Origin of the sequence: Butyrivibrio proteoclasticus B316 (assembly GCF_000145035.1) — a bacterium.
Classification (GTDB): domain Bacteria; phylum Bacillota; class Clostridia; order Lachnospirales; family Lachnospiraceae; genus Butyrivibrio; species Butyrivibrio proteoclasticus.
Genome location: NC_014387.1, coordinates 2953550 through 2971973, shown reverse-complemented (window position 1 = coordinate 2971973; position 18424 = coordinate 2953550). Strand labels below are relative to the sequence as shown.

At 38.1% G+C, this 18424-nt stretch carries 15 protein-coding genes; 11 read left to right on the top strand and 4 right to left on the bottom strand.

Translation table 11 applies throughout. From position 1 onward, the window contains the following. The first annotated feature begins 55 nt into the window (after positions 1-55). Together BPR_RS12310 and BPR_RS12305 are read left to right on the top strand one after the other, a co-directional pair. Positions 56-1762 carry a glutamine--tRNA ligase/YqeY domain fusion protein gene (locus tag BPR_RS12310; protein WP_013281821.1) on the top strand — a complete coding sequence of 569 codons (1707 nt, stop codon included), beginning with the start codon at positions 56-58 and terminating at the stop codon, positions 1760-1762. A gap of 56 nt (positions 1763-1818) precedes the next feature. After that, positions 1819-2679 (top strand): DUF2225 domain-containing protein, encoded by an 861-nt coding sequence (locus BPR_RS12305; protein WP_013281820.1) that lies wholly within the window; start codon positions 1819-1821, stop codon positions 2677-2679. A gap of 74 nt (positions 2680-2753) precedes the next feature. Here BPR_RS12305 and BPR_RS12300 read toward each other — a convergent pair whose 3' ends face one another. Beyond that, entirely contained in the window at positions 2754-3722 is a 969-nt protein-coding gene (locus BPR_RS12300; protein WP_013281819.1) for a glycosyltransferase family 2 protein, read from the bottom strand. Between the two features lie 121 nt (positions 3723-3843). Next, on the bottom strand, positions 3844-4170 hold the full coding sequence (locus tag BPR_RS12295; protein ID WP_013281818.1) for a hypothetical protein: 327 nt from the start codon (positions 4168-4170) through the stop codon (positions 3844-3846). Between the two features lie 177 nt (positions 4171-4347). Here BPR_RS12295 and BPR_RS19975 point away from each other — a divergent pair, with 177 nt between their 5' ends. From BPR_RS19975 to BPR_RS12265, 6 genes are all read left to right on the top strand, one after another. Next, entirely contained in the window at positions 4348-4953 is a 606-nt protein-coding gene (locus BPR_RS19975) for a TetR/AcrR family transcriptional regulator (RefSeq protein WP_013281817.1), read from the top strand. Positions 4954-4995: 42 nt separating this feature from the next. After that, on the top strand, positions 4996-5934 hold the full coding sequence (locus BPR_RS12285; protein ID WP_013281816.1) for a carbohydrate kinase family protein: 939 nt from the start codon (positions 4996-4998) through the stop codon (positions 5932-5934). Positions 5935-6154: 220 nt separating this feature from the next. Then, positions 6155-7675 carry a 4-alpha-glucanotransferase gene (gene malQ, locus BPR_RS12280; protein WP_042257045.1) on the top strand — a complete coding sequence of 507 codons (1521 nt, stop codon included), beginning with the start codon at positions 6155-6157 and terminating at the stop codon, positions 7673-7675. An 82-nt stretch (positions 7676-7757) separates the two neighbouring features. Then, positions 7758-8786: a LacI family DNA-binding transcriptional regulator gene (locus BPR_RS12275; protein ID WP_013281814.1), complete on the top strand. Its 1029-nt coding sequence runs from the start codon at positions 7758-7760 to the stop codon at positions 8784-8786. A 58-nt stretch (positions 8787-8844) separates the two neighbouring features. Further along, positions 8845-9621, top strand: a complete 777-nt coding sequence (locus BPR_RS12270) for a hypothetical protein (protein WP_013281813.1) — start codon at positions 8845-8847, stop codon at positions 9619-9621. 127 nt (positions 9622-9748) lie between these two features. Further along, positions 9749-12868, top strand: a complete 3120-nt coding sequence (locus BPR_RS12265; RefSeq protein ID WP_013281812.1) for a lectin like domain-containing protein — start codon at positions 9749-9751, stop codon at positions 12866-12868. 21 nt (positions 12869-12889) lie between these two features. On the opposite strand, the gene BPR_RS12260 is transcribed toward BPR_RS12265, so the two are convergent. Both BPR_RS12260 and BPR_RS12255 read right to left on the bottom strand, forming a co-directional pair. Next, positions 12890-13894, bottom strand: a complete 1005-nt coding sequence (locus BPR_RS12260) for an acyltransferase family protein (RefSeq protein ID WP_013281811.1) — start codon at positions 13892-13894, stop codon at positions 12890-12892. Between the two features lie 31 nt (positions 13895-13925). Then, positions 13926-14849, bottom strand: coding sequence for an ATP-grasp fold amidoligase family protein (locus BPR_RS12255; RefSeq protein WP_013281810.1), 924 nt, complete (start codon positions 14847-14849; stop codon positions 13926-13928). Positions 14850-15006: 157 nt separating this feature from the next. On the opposite strand from BPR_RS12255, the gene BPR_RS12250 reads away from it, so the two are divergent. From BPR_RS12250 to BPR_RS12240, 3 genes are read left to right on the top strand one after another with little or no spacing between them, the layout of a single operon-like run. Next, positions 15007-16080, top strand: a complete 1074-nt coding sequence (locus tag BPR_RS12250) for an acyltransferase family protein (RefSeq protein ID WP_013281809.1) — start codon at positions 15007-15009, stop codon at positions 16078-16080. Between the two features lie 14 nt (positions 16081-16094). Further along, positions 16095-17486: a polysaccharide biosynthesis tyrosine autokinase gene (locus BPR_RS12245; protein ID WP_013281808.1), complete on the top strand. Its 1392-nt coding sequence runs from the start codon at positions 16095-16097 to the stop codon at positions 17484-17486. Positions 17487-17489: 3 nt separating this feature from the next. Next, positions 17490-18416, top strand: coding sequence for a glycosyltransferase (locus BPR_RS12240; protein ID WP_013281807.1), 927 nt, complete (start codon positions 17490-17492; stop codon positions 18414-18416). Positions 18417-18424: the final 8 nt, after the last annotated feature.

Genomic DNA, 18424 nt, shown 5'->3' with positions numbered 1-18424 from the left:
GATGAAAGTCCGAATAACAAAAATCTATATTTTAGAAGGTTGGTTTTAGTAAGTAATGGCAGATGAAGTAATTAAGAATTTGAATGAGAAAGAGGAGAATGACAACACTCCTTCAAGACATTTCATTGAACAGGCAATTGACAAGGACCTGGCTGAGGGCGTTTATGATCATGTACATACTCGTTTTCCTCCTGAGCCTAATGGATTTTTACATATAGGACATGCCAAGAGTATTCTTCTCAACTACGGTATGGCCAAGGAATATGGCGGCAAGTTTAACATGAGATTTGATGATACCAATCCTACCAAGGAGAAGGCAGAGTTCATGGACTCAATCATCGCTGATGTTAAGTGGCTTGGCGCTGATTATGAAGATCGTCTTTTCCATGCATCAGATTATTTCGATGAGATGTATGAAGATGCTGTTAAGCTTATCAAGAAGGGTAAGGCTTATGTTTCTGAACTTACAGCTGATGAGATGCGTGAGTACAGAGGTACACTCACTGAACCTGGTAAGGAAGATCCTAACAGGAACAGAAGTGTTGAAGAGAACCTTAAACTTTTTGAAGATATGAAGAACGGCAAGTTCGAGGACGGAAGCGTTACTCTTCGTGCCAAGATCGATATGGCATCTCCTAATATCAACATGAGAGATCCTATCATTTACAGAGTTGCACACATGACACATGCCAGAACAGGCGACAAGTGGTGCATCTACCCTATGTACGATTTTGCTCATCCTATTGAGGATGCTATCGAGGGAATCACTCATTCACTCTGCACACTTGAGTTTGAGGATCACAGACCACTTTATGACTGGGTCAAGACAGAGTGCGAGTACAAGAATCCTCCTCGTCAGATAGAATTTGCCAAGTTATATCTCAACAACGTTGTAACAGGTAAAAGATATATCAAGAGACTTGTAGAAGAGGGAATCGTTGATGGATGGGATGATCCACGACTTGTAACTATTGCTTCTCTTCGCAGAAGAGGCTTTACTCCTGAATCTATCAAGATGTTCGTTGATATGTGCGGTATCAGTAAGGCTAACTCAACAGCTGAGTATGCAATGCTCGAGTACTGCATCAGAGAAGACCTTAAGCTCAAGGCTAAGAGAATGCTTGCTATTCTTGATCCTGTCAAGCTCATTATCGACAACTATCCTGAGGGACAGACAGAATACCTTGAGATTGAGAATAACAAGGAAGTTCCTGAAATGGGAACACGTAAGGTTCCATTTGGAAGAGAACTTTTCATTGAGAGAGAAGACTTCATGGAGGAACCACCCAAGAAGTATTTCCGTTTGTTCCCCGGCAATGAAGTAAGACTTATGAACGCTTACTTTGTTACATGCACAAGCTTTGTTAAGGATGAAAATGGTTTAATTACAGAGATCCACTGCACATATGATCCTGAAACCAAGGGCGGAGACAGTGCCGATGGCAGAAAAGTCAAGGGAACTATCCACTGGGTTGCAGCCAAGGATGCAGTTACAGCAGAGGTTCGTCTGTATGAGAATATCATTGATGAAGAAAAGGGCGTTTATAACGAGGATGGTTCACTTAACCTCAATCCTAACTCCATCAAGGTTATCAAGGATGCCAAGCTTGAACCTGAACTTGGAAATGCAGTAGCATATGACAAGTTCCAGTTTGTCAGAAATGGATTCTTCAGCGTTGACAGCAAGGATTCCAAGCCTGGTGCACCTGTATTTAACAGAATAGTTTCACTCAAAAGCTCATTTGTATTACCCAAGAAGTAATAAGTAGTGGAAGTAATGTCACCAAAACAATATTTCGCTTAAAGAGAGGTTATGTTATGGCTGGTATTTTTTCTGGACTTGAAAAACTCGGACTTGGAAACATTGGCGGTAAACTTTTTGAAGATCCCAAAGAAAAGGAAGCTGCCGTTAAAAAAGAGGCTCCTAAGCCTAAGCTTCAGCTTGTAAACGAAGAGGACTATCTTTTTGATAAGAAGTATAAATGTCCTGTTTGTGAAAAAGAATTTGAGACCAAAACCGTTAGAACAGGTAAGGTCAGGATGAAGAATGTTGATATAGATCTTCGTCCCGACTACGATGAACTTGACCAGAATAAATATGATGTCATAGCATGTCCTGATTGTGGATATGCAGCCCTTGGCAGATATTTTGCAACGCTCAATAAACGTCAGATTGATGATATCAGGATCAAAGTCTGCATGAACTACAGAAAGCTCGATTATCATGAGCCGACCTTTAGTTATGAACATGCCAGAAACCTTTACCAGCTTGCTCTTGCAAATGCAGTAGTCAAGAAGGCCAAGAACAGTGAGAAAGCCTATATATGTCTTAAGACTGCCTGGGTTATCAGAGGTGAAACCCAGAGACTGGATCCTTCAGAGGATACTTACGAACAGAAGAAGGCTGATAATGATGCTCAGGAAAAAGAGCTTCTTGCTAATGCCCTTAATGGATTTGTAATGGCGAGACAGTCAGAGGAATTCCCTATTGCAGGAATGGATTCTTCGACACTTGACTATCTGATTGCTGCTCTTGCTGTAGAGACAGACGATTTTGATACAGCAAGCAAGATGGTTTCAGAGCTTCTGACATCAAGAGTTGCTAATAGCCGTATCAAGGATAAGGCTAGAGCACTTAAGGACTTGATTGCCGAGAAGAAGGGCGAAAGTGCTGAGTAATGTATGATTATACTAGAAAAGGTGTGGCTTGATGCCACACCTTTTGTTTTTGCAGAGCCGCTGTACAAAACTATTTATTTTATATTTCTCAAAGCTATTTTCTTGTATATGAAAAAGAGCAGTGGGGCATACGCGTAGAGAATGAATATTATAGAGGCTTTTTTATTACGCAGATCTACTTTTCCAAAGCTCTTCACAGTAGTGATATCATTATAAACTTCTTTGAAGTTCCCCTTTTCTCTTACTAATGCTTCAGCTTTCTTCATGGCGCAGAAGATGAACATGCGCTTGCTATAATCTGTAATGAATCTGTTTTTTTCTTTTTGTAAAACGTTATTGTAACCTTCAACATCTTTTTTCCATTTTAGATAAGCGCGGCTATGAGTGTTTGTGAGACTGGTCTCGCTCCATCTGTAATAATACAAAACGCTATTGTCATAAACAGCTTTATTGCAATTTTGCATCACATACATATTAAAGAGTCCATCCTCACCCATGTTGATAAGTTGATTCATGCGAAGGTTGCCGATTACTTCTCTTTTGTATACCTTATTAAATAAATATCCTTGCAACTTGGGCAATGTAGGTGTATGTCCTACTAAAGCTTCTAGAATTTTTTCGCTGCCGTTTATAACGGCTGTTGTTTTATTGGTACGAACTCCTAAAGAATCCCTATTCATGCTAAAGCTGCAAACTGAAACATCAGCATCATAGGTTTCCAGGTTTTGAATGAGAACTTCATAAATATGAGGATCGAGTGCATCGTCACTATCTACAAATGCTATATATTTACCAGTTGCAATATCTAGTCCGTTATTTCTTGCAACCTGTCCACCACTATTTTCCTGATGAACATACTTTATTCGCTTATCATTTTTGGCATATTCCTCGCAAATATCTGAACTACCGTCAGTAGAACCATCATCTATAATGATTAGCTCAAAGTCTTTATAAGTCTGATTGATCACACTATTTAAAGCATCTGCCAGAAATTTTTCACTGTTATATACGGGCATTATGATGGATAGATTTGTTATAGGCATTTGATATATGACTCCTTACTCCTACTATAAAGATCTACATAATGTACTAATATAATAAAAAGTCTCGGATGCTATTTCCGAGACTTTCTGCTAACCTGTCATGGAGACAGTACACTATCGTTTATTTCTCGTCGTTAAAAAACTCTTCTGAAGAATCAGGCTGTGCTTCTTCATATGAATCAGCTTCATCCAGCTCTTCATTATCCTTTTCAGTAGTTTCCTTGGACTCATCAGCAGGACTGATATCTACATACTTGCGACCAAATTTGATCTCTGAAGAGTAATCATCATCTTCCTCGAAATCATCGAAGTCTTCATAATCGTCATCGTCAAGATTGTCGGCAAGTTCCTTGTCTTTCTTGGATAAGTAATAATATGCTCCAGCTGCAGCAGCACCTACAGCAGCACAAAATACAATAAATTTACCAAAGCTGTTATTTTTGGACATAAAAAGCCCCTCCTATCAAGCGATAAACTAATTTTAATACAATTTAATCACAAATAAAAGCACTATTGATTAAAAATTGATAAATAACGGTAAATCGTTTGTATGCCCCTTGGCTTATATGTTATATTAAATGTAGACTGAAATGGTCAATTGGCATCAATATAGGCGGGCACAGGGATGAATGAAAAATTTTGGGACTTAAAAAAAGAAAAACAGGACAGGATGATAAATGCCGCACTTAAAGTCTTTTCACAATATGGCTATTACCATGCCAGCACAGATGAGATTGTAAAGACTGCCGGAATCAGCAAGGGCCTTCTGTTTCATTATTTTGGCAGTAAAATAGGTGTATACGCTTTTTTGTATGACTACGCCACAAGGTTCGTCACACTTGAGCTTACGGGGCATGTGGAAAAAAATGAAAATGGTTATTTTGAGCTGTATGAGCAGATACTGTCCGCAAAAGTAGCATCCATGGCCCAGTATCCCTATATATTTCTTTTCCTGAATAAGGCTGATGAGGAAGACTACTTAGAGGCGGTAGACGAGATCAGTGAAAGAAGAGATAAGTATCATAGGATAATGGAGGCTCTTCGGGAAAGGGCGGATGTCACAAGGCTGACAGATAAAGCTGATTACAGAAAAACCTGGGATGTGATGGATTTTACTGTTCAGGGACTTATAGATAAAGATGTAAAGAGCGACAACTTTAGAGCCGATATATTTATGCAGGAAGCATTAGAGTACATAGATATGATAAGAGAGATGTCTATAAAAGAGTAGTTTTTGGATATTTTGAAGCATGAAGTACAAGGAGGCTTAAATATGAGCAAGTTCTTAGTAGCAGGAGTTACGCAGATTGAGACTATAGTCAGAGTGGATAAAATCCCGGTTAGCTATGCTCCGATTACCAGTGCTAATGAGTCAATCTTTACAGCAATGGGCGGCGATGCATACAATGAATCCCTGGCTCTTGAATGGCTTGGAGATGATGTGACTTTCATGTCTATTGTTGGAAGAAATCAGGATCTTGGCATGATCAATCCTCCTGACAGAAAGATTACTCTTTCTACGGAATATATTATTCCGCAGATGAAGGAAACTCCAACAGAGGTTGTTCTGTACGATAAAAACCGCAAACAGCAGATCTTTGAGGATATCAAAGATCTGAGAGAAAATGTTTACGATATGTCCATGGTGGCACCAATAGCAGAGGCGTGTGATATGATGGTTCTTGCTAATGCCAATTTCTGCAGGCCTTTTGCAAAAGAGGCAGCGGCCAGAAATAAACCTATTGCAGTTAATATCAGAAGCTACAAGCCAGAAAAAGAGATTTATAATACAGATTTCCTTGAACCGGCCAAGGTCCTTTATTTCAGTGATGACACACTTGCAGAAGATCCATATGATTTCATCGACAGAATATCAGGAACTTATGGAACTGAAATAATAATCCTGGGACAAGGTAGTGAGGGCCTTATACTATTCGATAAGACTCATAATCTCAGAGTGCATTATAATACAGTTAAGACTAATGAAGTTGTAAACACGATCGGTGCAGGAAATGCCCTGTTTGCCTGCTTCCTGCATTATTACATGGAGACAGGAGACAGCGTCAATGCAATAAAAAATGCACTTTTGTTTGCCTCCTACAAGATAGGTTATATGGGAACCTCAAATGGTTTCATGACAACAGATCAGCTTGAACAGTGGAGAAATCTGATCTGGGGTATTAAAAAGAGTGAGTTTGAGTCAAATTCATAATACAAAGTGACTATTCACAGAAAGGCCCTGCAGTCGATAATCCTGCAGAGCCTTTCGCTTGCACAAGATGTATTTTTTACCACTGTAAAAAATCTGGTTGCGATGATGCGATAAGAGTGGTAGAGTAAGATTATGGAAACGTTACCGGGAACGGACGATCATTTCCGGTAGTTATAATTGTATTTATGTAGTTTGTTTATCAGAAGGCGAGGATAAAGTGATGGCAAAGAGTAATAAGAAACAGACAAGAGCTTGCGGCGTTCTGCTACCTATTTTTTCATTAGCATCAGAATATGGTATAGGCGCATTTTCCAAGGAAGCATATGATTTTGTGGATTTTCTTGAGAAAGCGGGACAGCGCTATTGGCAGATTCTTCCGCTTGGCCCTACAAGCTATGGGGATTCTCCATATCAGTCTTTTTCAACTTTTGCCGGAAATCCATACTTTATAGATATAACAGAGCTGATTTCATTAGGTCTTTTGACCAGGGAAGAGGCTGACAAATATGATTTTGGCGAGAGCGATGAGTACATTGACTATGAGAAGATGTACAAATCCAGATTCAGACTCCTTATGAGTGCATTTGAAAATTTGGATAAGGCTACAAATGCTAAGACTATCAGAAAAGAGTTTGAGGATTTTAAGAAGAGTTCTGATAATGACTGGTTACAGGATTATTCTCTTTTCATGGCACTTAAAAATGCTAATGGCGGAAGATCCTGGAATACTTGGGAAGAGGGAATCAGACTTCGTAAGAAAGAGGCTATTAAGGAAGCGCTTGTTAAATATGCTGATGAGGTGGAGTTTTACTCATTTTTGCAGTTCTTGTTCCTCAAGCAGTGGAGCGCGCTTAAGGCATATGCCAACGGTAAGGGAATTGAGATCATTGGAGATATCCCGATTTATGTAGCTTTTGACAGTGCAGATACCTGGGCTAATCCTGAACTCTTTCAGCTTGATAAGGAGAATACGCCTATTGATGTGGCAGGATGTCCTCCTGATGCTTTTTCTGCGACTGGTCAGCTCTGGGGAAATCCTCTTTATAAATGGGATTACCACAAGAAGACAGGCTACAAGTGGTGGATGAAGAGAATCGGACACTGCTACAAGCTCTATGATGTAGTCAGGATCGATCATTTCAGAGGCTTTGATGAGTATTACGCAATACCATATGGCAATCCTACTGCCGAGATTGGTGAGTGGAGAAAGGGCCCCGGCTATGAGCTCTTTGAGACTATGAAGAGAGAGCTTGGCGATAAGAAGGTTATTGCTGAGGACCTTGGATACCTGACACCTTCAGTAATAAAGCTTGTTAAGAAGACAGGCTTCCCGGGCATGAAGATTTTGCAGTTTGCTTTTGATTCAAGAGAAGAGAGTGATTATCTCCCTCACAACTATACCAAGAACTGCATCGTTTATACCGGTACACATGATAATGAGACTACCAGAGGATGGTTTGACAATCTTCCAAGAGCTGATAAGAAGTTCTGTAAAGAGTATCTTGGCATTCACTATGCCAAGGATGCTGTTTGGGAGCTTATAAGAGCTGCATTTGCAAGCGTTTCAGATACTGCAATTATTCCTATGCAGGATTATCTGGAGCTTGATATGAGTGCAAGGGTCAATACTCCATCAACCCTTGGCGGCAACTGGGTATGGAGAATGAAGAAGGATGCACTTACTGATGAATTGTGTGGTAAGATGCATGATTTTGCCAGAATTTATGGCAGATTAAGATAATATTTGATAAGATAAAGAAGTTTCCATGTATGTTTAATATGCATACATGGGAACTTATTTTGGATAATAAGGAAATAGTAAAATGGCTGAAATAACGATCAGAGAAATTGCAAAACGTTGCGGAGTTGGCGTTAGTACTGTTTCAAGAGCAATCAATAATCATTCCGATATAAATCCTGAAACCAAGCAGAGAATAATGGATGTGATCAAAGAGACAGGTTACATTCCTAATAACAGCGCAAGAAATCTTAAGAGAACAGATGCTAAGTGCATAGGAGTTTTGGTCAAGGGTATTACCAACCCATTTTTTACTCCTATTATAGAAAAGATTGAACAGGAGACCGAGAAAAAAGGATATGCGCTTGTCCTCAGACATGTTGAAGCATATGAGAATGAGGTTAACGTTGCCCTGGAACTGGAAAAAGAAAAAAGGCTTCGCGGTATCATTTTCCTTGGCGGCAGTTCCAAGCATGATGCGGATAAGCTAAGACAGCTTAATGTGCCTGTAATCTTTGCAACTATAGGCTCTGATATATCTGATAACCTTGGAAGAAATGCATATTCCACTGTTTCTGTCGATGATGCTGTTGAGAGCCGCAAGATGGTAGAATACCTGATTGGCCTTGGGCATAGGAAAATAGCTATTCTGACAGAAGGAAATGATCAGCCATCTATAGTAAGTCTTCGTTATGAAGGTTATTGTGATGCTCTTAATAAGCATGGGATCAAGCTAGACGAGAAACTGGTCAAATACGTTGATCGTCGTATCTATGCTATGCAGAACGGATATGAGACAACTAAAGCTCTTATAGAGTCCGGAGCTAAATTCACAGCTCTTTTCTGTGTGTCTGATGTCCTTGCAGTTGGTGCGCTAAGAGCCCTTGCTGATGCAGGTATCAGGGTTCCTGAAGACGTTTCTGTCGCAGGCTTTGACGGCCAGGAAATTGCCCAGTTCTGTGTTCCGAGACTTACAACAATTCGCCAGCCACTTGCTGATATTTCAGAAGAGACCATGAGACTTATTTTTGACCTGATTGAGGAAAAAAGAGGACACAAACATCTTATTTTTCCAGGGGAACTTGTCGAAGGTGAGTCTACTAGAAAGATATGATCGGCTTTGATATAATTAGGATGTTTTCGTTAAATAGTTAATAGGGGGAGATTTAATAATGAGTGATAACAGAAAACCTGATATTTATGTTCTTTGGACAGGTGGATGGGATTCAACATTTAGGATGGTACAGATACAGAAAGAACCAGGGGAGAAGCCAATAGTAGTTCAACCTGTATACATTTCTGAAAATGGCCGTAAGAGTGAGAACATAGAAATCGAGAGAATGCAGAAGATGCTTCCTATGCTGAGGGAAATAGGGCCTAATGATTTTCTTGATCTGATGATAATTAAGAAATCTGAGATTCCTGAGAATGAGCAGATATCTGAAGCTTATGGCAGACTCAATAAGCTTGTCAGACTTGGCTCTCAGTACGACTGGATTGCAAGGCTCGCTGTTCAGTATCCTGGGATTGAGGTTGGTATTGAAATGCCTACCGGCCAATATGGCGGATGTAGTACCGCACTTTCCAAGTATGGAAAGCTTGTGTTTAGAGACAATAGCTATTACGTAGACAAGGAAAACTCAACAGATGACGTTAACCTTGTTCTGGGTAATCTTTCATTTCCTATTAAGATGATAACAGAAGACAGAATGATAGAGCTTATACACGAATGGCATTGTGATGATTTGATGACAAACATCTGGTTTTGTCACACACCAATTGATGGTAAGCCATGTGGTTATTGTCGTCCGTGCCAGCAGAAAATGGAGGCAAATATGGAATGGCTTATCCCTGAGTCAGGCCAGAAGAGATATCGTTTCTTTAAGCGAGCAGCAAAAATTGTAAGTACCAGGTACAGCTATAAGGTTACAGGATGGTTTTGTAAATAAACAGAATTTTCAAACAAATACTTTATTATGCTAAGAACTAACTGAAATTTAATAACAATTTAATTGAATTAAGCAAAAAAATAAATGTATAATTAGCTTATTATTTTGAATAGGGGGCTATAACCAGATGAAACTGCCGGAGAGAACATTTATTTTTTTGTTGATTGTTGCTTTATGTGTTGGAACATTTAACATTCAGGTCAGCGCAGAGAATGATTCATCAGAATCATCAAGCTGCTATTCTACTGATACAGTAGAAGATGACCTGATTTTTTTTATGGATGAAGAAGAAATATCATCAGGTGGTGAAAACTTCGAATCAATTGATGAAATAACTGATGATGGAGATATATCAGATATAAATGAGGATATATCGGATAAAAAAGAAAATAAATCAGATATAAACGAGAACACATCGGATATAAAAGAAATTATACCGGATATAGATGAAGAGAGTCTTCCGGATGATTTTTATACTGAGTATCCGGTAGGCGGCATTATTGACGAAGAACCGATAGATGAACGTGAGAGTGTTTATGATGGACAAAAAAAGGTGTTCAGAACTCAAGCAATCCTTCCTTCAGAATATATTACGCCTGACTTGCCGCCGCTGCGTCGCCAGACCCCCTATGGGACATGCTGGGCCTTTGCTGATGTGGCACTGGCTGAAATTAATCTTATGAAGAAGGGATATATGTCTGACCCTGATTTATCAGAGCTTCATCTAGCTTATTTTACTTATAATAAAGTTACTGATCCGCTAGGTGGAACTGAAGGCGATTCAATGAATGTTAATACATCAAATATATTGGATTTTGGCGGCAGAATTGAGTGGGGACTTAGTACTTTTTGGAAATGGATCGGGGTTGCTGATGAGACCTTAGTTCCGTATTCGATGGGGGAACAGGCAGAAAGTGAAGGGCTTGATGACAGTCTTGCCTATGAAGGAAGTGTACATATCGTCAATTCATACGAAGAGCCTGTGGAAAAAAGCGCAACTCGTATCAAAACAAATAAACATGCAAGCTTAAAGCAATTGATAATGGATCATGGCGCTATAGGAATAAACTATTATGCGTACAATTCGATGAGTGCAGCAACTACTGACGAGATATACAATGTAAAAACTAACGCATATTATAATCCCAGCAATCCCCAAAAGACTAATCATGCAGTTGTAGTTGTGGGATGGGATGATAGTTTTTCAAAGACAAACTTTGCGACTGAAGCTCCCGGAGATGGGGCTTTTCTGGTAAGAAATTCCTGGAGAGTAGGAACCGGAACGAGTGGGGATTATTCTTATTCAGGTTATTTCTGGATGTCCTATTATGAGGCAAGCCTTGGAAGTTACGCATATGCTGCGGAATTTGCGATGGCGGGCGATTACGACAATAATTATCAGTACGATGGGGGACTTACGTATGGAGGATTAAGTCTTAATAGAGCAGCAAATGTCTTTTGCACACATGCAGAGGGTGGAGAAAGTGGAGAACTTTTGAAAGCTGTATCTCTATATTTATTATCGTCAAATATTGATTATACAATAGATATTTACACCGACCTTACTGATGCCAATGATCCTGTAAGCGGAACCCACGTTGCAGAAGCTACTACGAAGGGAACTACAAGCTATGCAGGATTCTATACAATAGAGCTTGCAGAATCAGTATCTATGGCGGCTGATACGTTGTTTTCTGTTGTTGTCACAATGGAAAAAAATGGATCATATAGTGCAATAGGACTGGAAGATAGCTTAAAATATGGAACTGCAACTAATTCTCCGGGACAGAGTTTTATTTGTTCGGGTGATAACTGGATAGATCTTTCAAGTGTTTATTCCAAAGGAAATTTTGCTATTAAGGCGTATACCCTAAATCAGGCATATACTCCCGGAATAATTGATCAGGAACCCAGAAAAACAGATATAAGTGAGCTGACATTGGAAAGATTTGTTAACTCCTATGAATATTCAGGGCAGGAATGCAGACAGGATAAGGCAAGGATATATAAGGTTGAAGATTCGAAAAAGGTGTATTTGGAGGAAGGAATAGATTATCTGGTGGAATACTCACCGGAAGATCTTATTAATGGTGGAACAAAAACTGTAACATACACTGGAATTGGTGACTATACAGGTGTAATAGAAAAAACATACAGAGTATTGGCTTTTAATATGATGAAGGATGCAGAAAAAAATAATCCATGTATTTCTGTCTCTTTTGATAATGTAAAACAACCAGGCGCTGATGGGAGATATTCATTTGATTATAATGAAGACGGAGTTTATCCGGAGCCAATACTGACATTTAATAGTGGTTCATCCAGCATGGTCCTTGAAAAGGATAAGGACTATATAGTTAAATACTACAATAACATTGAACCATGTGAAAGCGATGATACCAGCGTTCTTCCAAGGATAACTATCACCGGTAAAGGTAATTTCATTCGTTCCTTTAGTGTATATTTCTACATACTACCAAAGGTAGATAGCAGGCCATCAGAATTAACAGTTTCTTTTGACGCAAATGGTGCCAAGGCAGGAACAATGGCAAATCAGATTTATTATAGAGAAGAAGAGGCTAAAGCTCTTAGCACAAATAAGTATATAAGATCCGGTTATGTATTTATGGGATGGGCAGCTAGTAAAGAGGATGCAGATGCTTATAATACGACTTATGAAGATAAGGAAATTTTAGATTTTGAAACTTTGTATCGAAAAAATAAAGATTCAGAAATAACACTGTATGCTATATGGCGGTCAGAGTTTAATATTACTTATGACACTAAGGGAGGAAAACTTCCGGATGGAGTAAGTGATCATGAAACCTATAAATTTGCAGTTATCAAGGAGCTTCCAATACCAGAGAAAGAGGGCTATAGATTTGTTGGTTGGTATACAGATGATACTTACCAGACAAGGGTATATTCTATAAAATCCAGAACTTATGGGGACTTTGATCTTGTGGCTAAGTGGGAAATATTTACTTACACGATAAGCTATAATGGGAATGGAAGTACAAGTGGAAAGATGGCTTCACAGGCTGGAGAATATGGGACACCTATTGTCTTGAATAGTAATTCTTTTGTAAAGAAGGGATATAGCTTTGCGGGCTGGAATTTGGTCAAGGTTCCTACTGAGGATGATCCGGGAATAAACTATGCAGATAATGCGACAGTGGTTTTCAAGCCTGAGGCTAAAGGTGTAAAATATGTGCTTTATGCACAGTGGAAAAAGAATACAGATTAAATAATATAAAGCTCCTGAAAATCAAGTTTTTTCAGGAGCTTTTTTTGCGCTGGAAATCTTTAAAATAAAAAGATGATATAACCAGGATAACAGATAGGTAGTTGATACAGAGATAAGTGCAGTTAAAAGCAGAGGAAACGGCAAACTGAATACTTCAAAATACAATTTAAAAATCAAAACATGTAATAGGTATATTTCATACGAAATACCAGATGTGAAATGAACAAATCCAGGTAAAAAGTTACATCTGTATAGAATAAGACATATTCCGCCAAAAGCTATAAGACTAAAAGGATCATTAAAGGCTTTTAGAAATCCGCCAATCAAGCTAAGAACAGAATAAATGACAAATGAAATCAATGTAACCATTATCAGCTTGGGCATAGACATTGATTCTAATCGAAGTTTTCCTTCTCTGGCATATTCAGCGGCGAGTACCATGCCTAAGGCAAATTCCCACAGATATTGTAAAAAGAAACTGTTCCATACACGAACTTCGGTAAGACCAAGAAGTGAAATGAGAACTGCCCAGCTAAAGCTGATAAGACATGACATTATAAAAAAATTTCTGGCTCCAATTTTCTGAAAAAGCATAACAAGAACAGTAAAGAATAAATAGAACTGTATAATGGTTGAAATGTACCAAAACTGGAAGCCAAAGGTGGCTGTATAGGCAGGAATAAACATTTTAAAAAGGAATATGTGACTTAGTAAAGCCATCGTTTTGTTAAAGCCCGAGTATACATTTGGAAGCAGAAAAGCAATAATAACAACGACAATATAAGGAACATAGACCTTTAAAAAACGTTTCCTGATGAATGGAATAAAATTAAGAGGTCTACGTATGTTGGAATACATCAGCCCAAAACCTGAGCAGAGGATAAAGACATGTACACCTGCACCACCAAAAGAAACGCCTTTTGCAATTATAGGATGCCGTGCCAAATAACATGAAATCAAGTGATATAGCATGATCCCCAGTATCGCTATACCTTTGCTGTATGAAATAAGCTTGGCTCTTTGCATGTCGTAGTACTCCCATGTACATATTAATAAGTTATTGTTCTGTGGTCTTAGGAGGAAGAGTAATCCAATCTCCTAAGGTATTATCCCAGTCTTCGGTCGTAAATTCGTTAAAACCTGATGCCGGGAAAAATGTTAATTCTCCAAAATATATCAAGCCATTAATATTGTATAGATCAACTCTTACAAAAGGTATATCTTTGGACAGCTTCATTGCTATATCGATCATTTCGTCAAGATGCTGTGGCTTGTCCAACTTCTGACTTGGATCAGGAGGGCAGGTCTTTTTACCAAGAGTAAGCAGCTCAAATTCAGGTGTATAGTAATTAGCTCTGTGATTGGTGAAACGATTAAAGTCTACGCTGAAACATTTTACCTGACCATTGAAGCAGAAAAATTTATAGTCTTTGAGTTCCTTGCCGCTTTCATCCACCATAAACTGCTCTATTATGATTCTCGGCTTAACATATTTGTATGGCCATTCCCTACCTATCATATAATAGTGTTTTTTGAGACTTTTATTGATTTTCTTTTGAGCATTCTTGAAATCAAAAGTTTTTTTATCAGTGCATATAAAGATGCTGGCACTGTCATGCGTGCATTTCATAACGAATTTATCCGGAAGTTTACTAAAGTCTATATCCTCATAGCGTTCATATATTCCTAATGTAGGAATGATGTTAAGATCAGGAACAATAGAGGAAACGTAGTCCTTGACAGAAGCTTTATCTACCATCTGACCATATTCGGGTTTCTGGTTATAGAGCTTGAGCCATTGTAGCTTCTCACTAAAAGAACGAGGGTTTTCTAAATCCAATTTTCTATGGCGATGATGCCAGAATTTACGGCGAATAAACTCTTCATCTGAAAGATAATTAAAAAATTCTCTTCGTCCAAGGTAAATCCATCTAAAATCTTTATCGTAAATCAGTTTACAAAAGTCTTGAAAGGAAAGCATTATTAGAACCTCCACATAAGAAAATATAACCATATTATTATAGTCATAATAATGGAAAAGGTAAATATACACTATGTTTGCCATTATATGATTGTTTTTATGATTGAGAATGTGATATAGTATAAAACTGTAAAATTATATGGGCGGGTATTTTTTTATGGGGAACAATTCTAGGGGAAGAATGACATACATAGATGCTATGAAGGGGATAGCTATTCTATTGGTTGTTGTTACGCATTCGTTGATGAATGCGGATAAGAATATCGATTCTAATTACGCAGCGATCATAAATTTTAATGCTTTCGTTGCTGTTCCATCTTTTTTCTTTATAAATGGATACCTATATAATCACAATCATTCATTAACACCCATTAAGTCTATAATTAAAAAATTTAAAGTTTATTACATTCCGTTTGTCGGATTTAATTTGTTTTTTTGGCTTTTTCACAATGCTTTTGTTTCTTTGCACATGACAACAGAATCGCTCTATGACATCAAAGATTACATAAAGCATTTTTTTGTAATATTTGCTCTTCACCTTGAGTCAGAATTAAATGGGCCTATGTGGTTTTTGAGAGTACTGCTGATAATGGCATGTATGTATATATGCATTGATTACCTGGCTCTTAAAATCGATAATAAGAGGACGCGGTATGTGGTGCTTACCATAGTGGTAATCCTTATGTATATTGCGTATTCAGTAAAAATCGTTCCAACAGTCATGAACATGAGAAAAGTTTTTTCTAACATGATTTTTTTCTATGCAGGAGTTGTTATTAGGGAATTTGATCTGGATAAGCTGATAGATAAGTATAAAAGTGTTGTATTTATCCTTGGAATGGTAATGCTTTTTATTACTTCCATTGTTTCGAAATCTGCTATAGGTCAGGAAAAGCATCTTATAGATGTTCCGGGGCAGATATGCGGTATTGTAGGCATCTTTGCTCTTAGTATGGTTCCGCTTGTGGCTAATAGTAAAATGCTTCAATTTCTGGGAAATGCTTCTCTTGACATAATGTGTCTACATTTTTTGGCCTTTAAACTAGTGTCTTTTATTTTGATCATGACAAGGCATCTGGAGATTGAGAGATTATCAGAACTTCCGGTACTGCGAGGTACTAATGGATTTGATTTTCTTTTTTATGATCTGGTTGCACTTTGCATATGTTCACTTGAATACCTCCTGCGTACGAAAGTATGCAACAGGTTTAAATATAATAATAAGTATTGAAAAGGGAGTTTCATATGTTTAACACAATTTTGGAGAATTTTCATATCGAAAAAATACTGACAACCCTTAAAAACAGTATTGTTTATATGGTGATCGTCGGTGTAGCAGCTGCAATCATAGCTGCAGTAGTAGGAAGGTCATTTACTTACAGGACATACACTGCGGATGTTTCGTTTTATGTATATTCTAATCCTGACAACGTGGATGATATGGGGGTTAATCAGACAACAGCAGAAATATCACAGGCCAACAGACTTATTACATCTTATGTACAGGTTTTGAGAAGTTCAACTTTCCTTTCAGCCCTGGCAGATGAAGTCAATATGGATGGTTATACAGTTGAGAAACTTCACAGAAGCATTTCAACAAGAACTGTCAATGATACAGCTATGTTCATTGTTTATGTAAGTGATCCTAATCCGGCAAATGCGCTGACTATTGCTAATGCTATCAGTGACCTTGCACCGGTTATCATTCCTTCCGTAGTTAAAGCCGGAGGTTTTAGAGTATTTGATGCAGCAGAGCTGCCTACAGCTCCTTCAGCTTCACTTAGCCTTACAATGATCGTGGCTTTAGCCTTTGCAGTTGGCGTTTTTCTGACCATTGTTTTCTTTGTGATCAAGGCTCTTTTAGATACGACGATCAGACGTGTTTATGAGGTAGAGGACATCTTTAATATTCCGATAATTGGTAAGGTGCCAAGTATTTCCGGAGATAAAAATGATGACAATCCATATTCCAACATTACACTCAAAGAAGACAGCAAGTTCATACTCAATGAAGCATATAATGACATCCGTGCAAATATGTTATGGAGCAGAGAAGAAAAGAAATGCTCTGTATTTGTTGTTGCCAGTGCAGATGCTTCTGAGGGACGAACAATAAATGCATATAATATCGCAAAAGCTCTTTCCGCAGCAGGTAAGAAGGTTCTTCTTATTGATGCAGATATGAGAAACAGCAAACTTCGCGAAATAATTCCCAATAAAGACAAGAATGGCCTGGCTGATTATCTGGCTGGTAAAATTGGTAAACCAGTTATCGTAAATAAAGGTGACCTTCTTGATATTATTTATTCCAGTGAAAATATGAAGAATAAGAGCGAACTTCTTGCTGCTGATAAATGGTATGAATTGATCGATGAGATGAAGGAAAAGTACGATGAGATAGTTATAGACATGCCACCTCTTAGAGTATATGCCGATGCGCTTTCTCTTGCCAGAACAGATGCATACTATCTGATTGTTATAAGAGAGGGAATGACCAAGTTTGTCAGAACCAAGCTTATAGTTAAGAAGCTTGAGAGTTTGAATGCCGATATATTTGGCATTATTTACAATGGAATTTCAACCAAGTCCAAAGATTATGCATTTAGAAATTACAAAGAGGAACAGCAAAAGGCTTAAACAGTGAAAACATCGGTAGTGGTATGCACATATAACGGTGCAGAAACAATAATTGAACAGCTTGACTCAATAAAGAACCAGACAAGAAGTGTTGATGAGGTTATTATCTGCGATGACAGGTCTCAGGATAATACTGTCAGTGTAGTCTCAGATTATATAGACAGAGAAAAGCTCTCACAATGGAAAGTCTATGTTAATGAACATAATCTGGGATATGCTTCTAACTTTTTTTATGGAGCATGTAAGGCTTCTGGAGATTATATCTTTTTCTGTGATCAGGACGATATATGGGTGAGTGACAGAGTAGAAAAGATGCTTTTTCAAATGGAGAATAATCCAAGCATATTACTGCTTGGATCTGAATTTGAACCATTTACTGTATCTGAAAATGCTTTGTCCGTTCCTTCGTGGGAACTGGCAACTTTCAAAAATGATGAATCTTTAGAGCACTTGGAGTTTAACAATAAGAATATTTTTATTGGATGCCAGGGATGTACAATGTGTGTCAGAAGGGCTTTTTGGGATATTATCAAGCCCTATTGGTTTAAAGACTGGGCACATGATGAATTTGTGTGGAAGCTTGCGCTTGTTAATGACGGATTATATTTTTACCACTACACATCACTTAAGAGAAGAGTGCATGAAGGCAATGTTTCACTGGGCAAGATGAGAGATCTTCAAAAAAGAATTCTCTTTTTTAAAAAGTTATTGGCTAGTCACGAATCAACACTGAAGTTTTCAGAGGATAACAACAGACCAATAATACAGAAAAAAATACTGGATAAGAATATAAGAGCTACAAAGCTCAGGATTGATTTAATGGAAAAGAGGAAGCTCTTTAATGTCTTTCCTCTCATCATAAAATACAGTGATTGCTATCACAAAAAGAGAGCAATTCCTGTTGAGCTATATATGGCAATTAGGCAGTGAAGGTTATA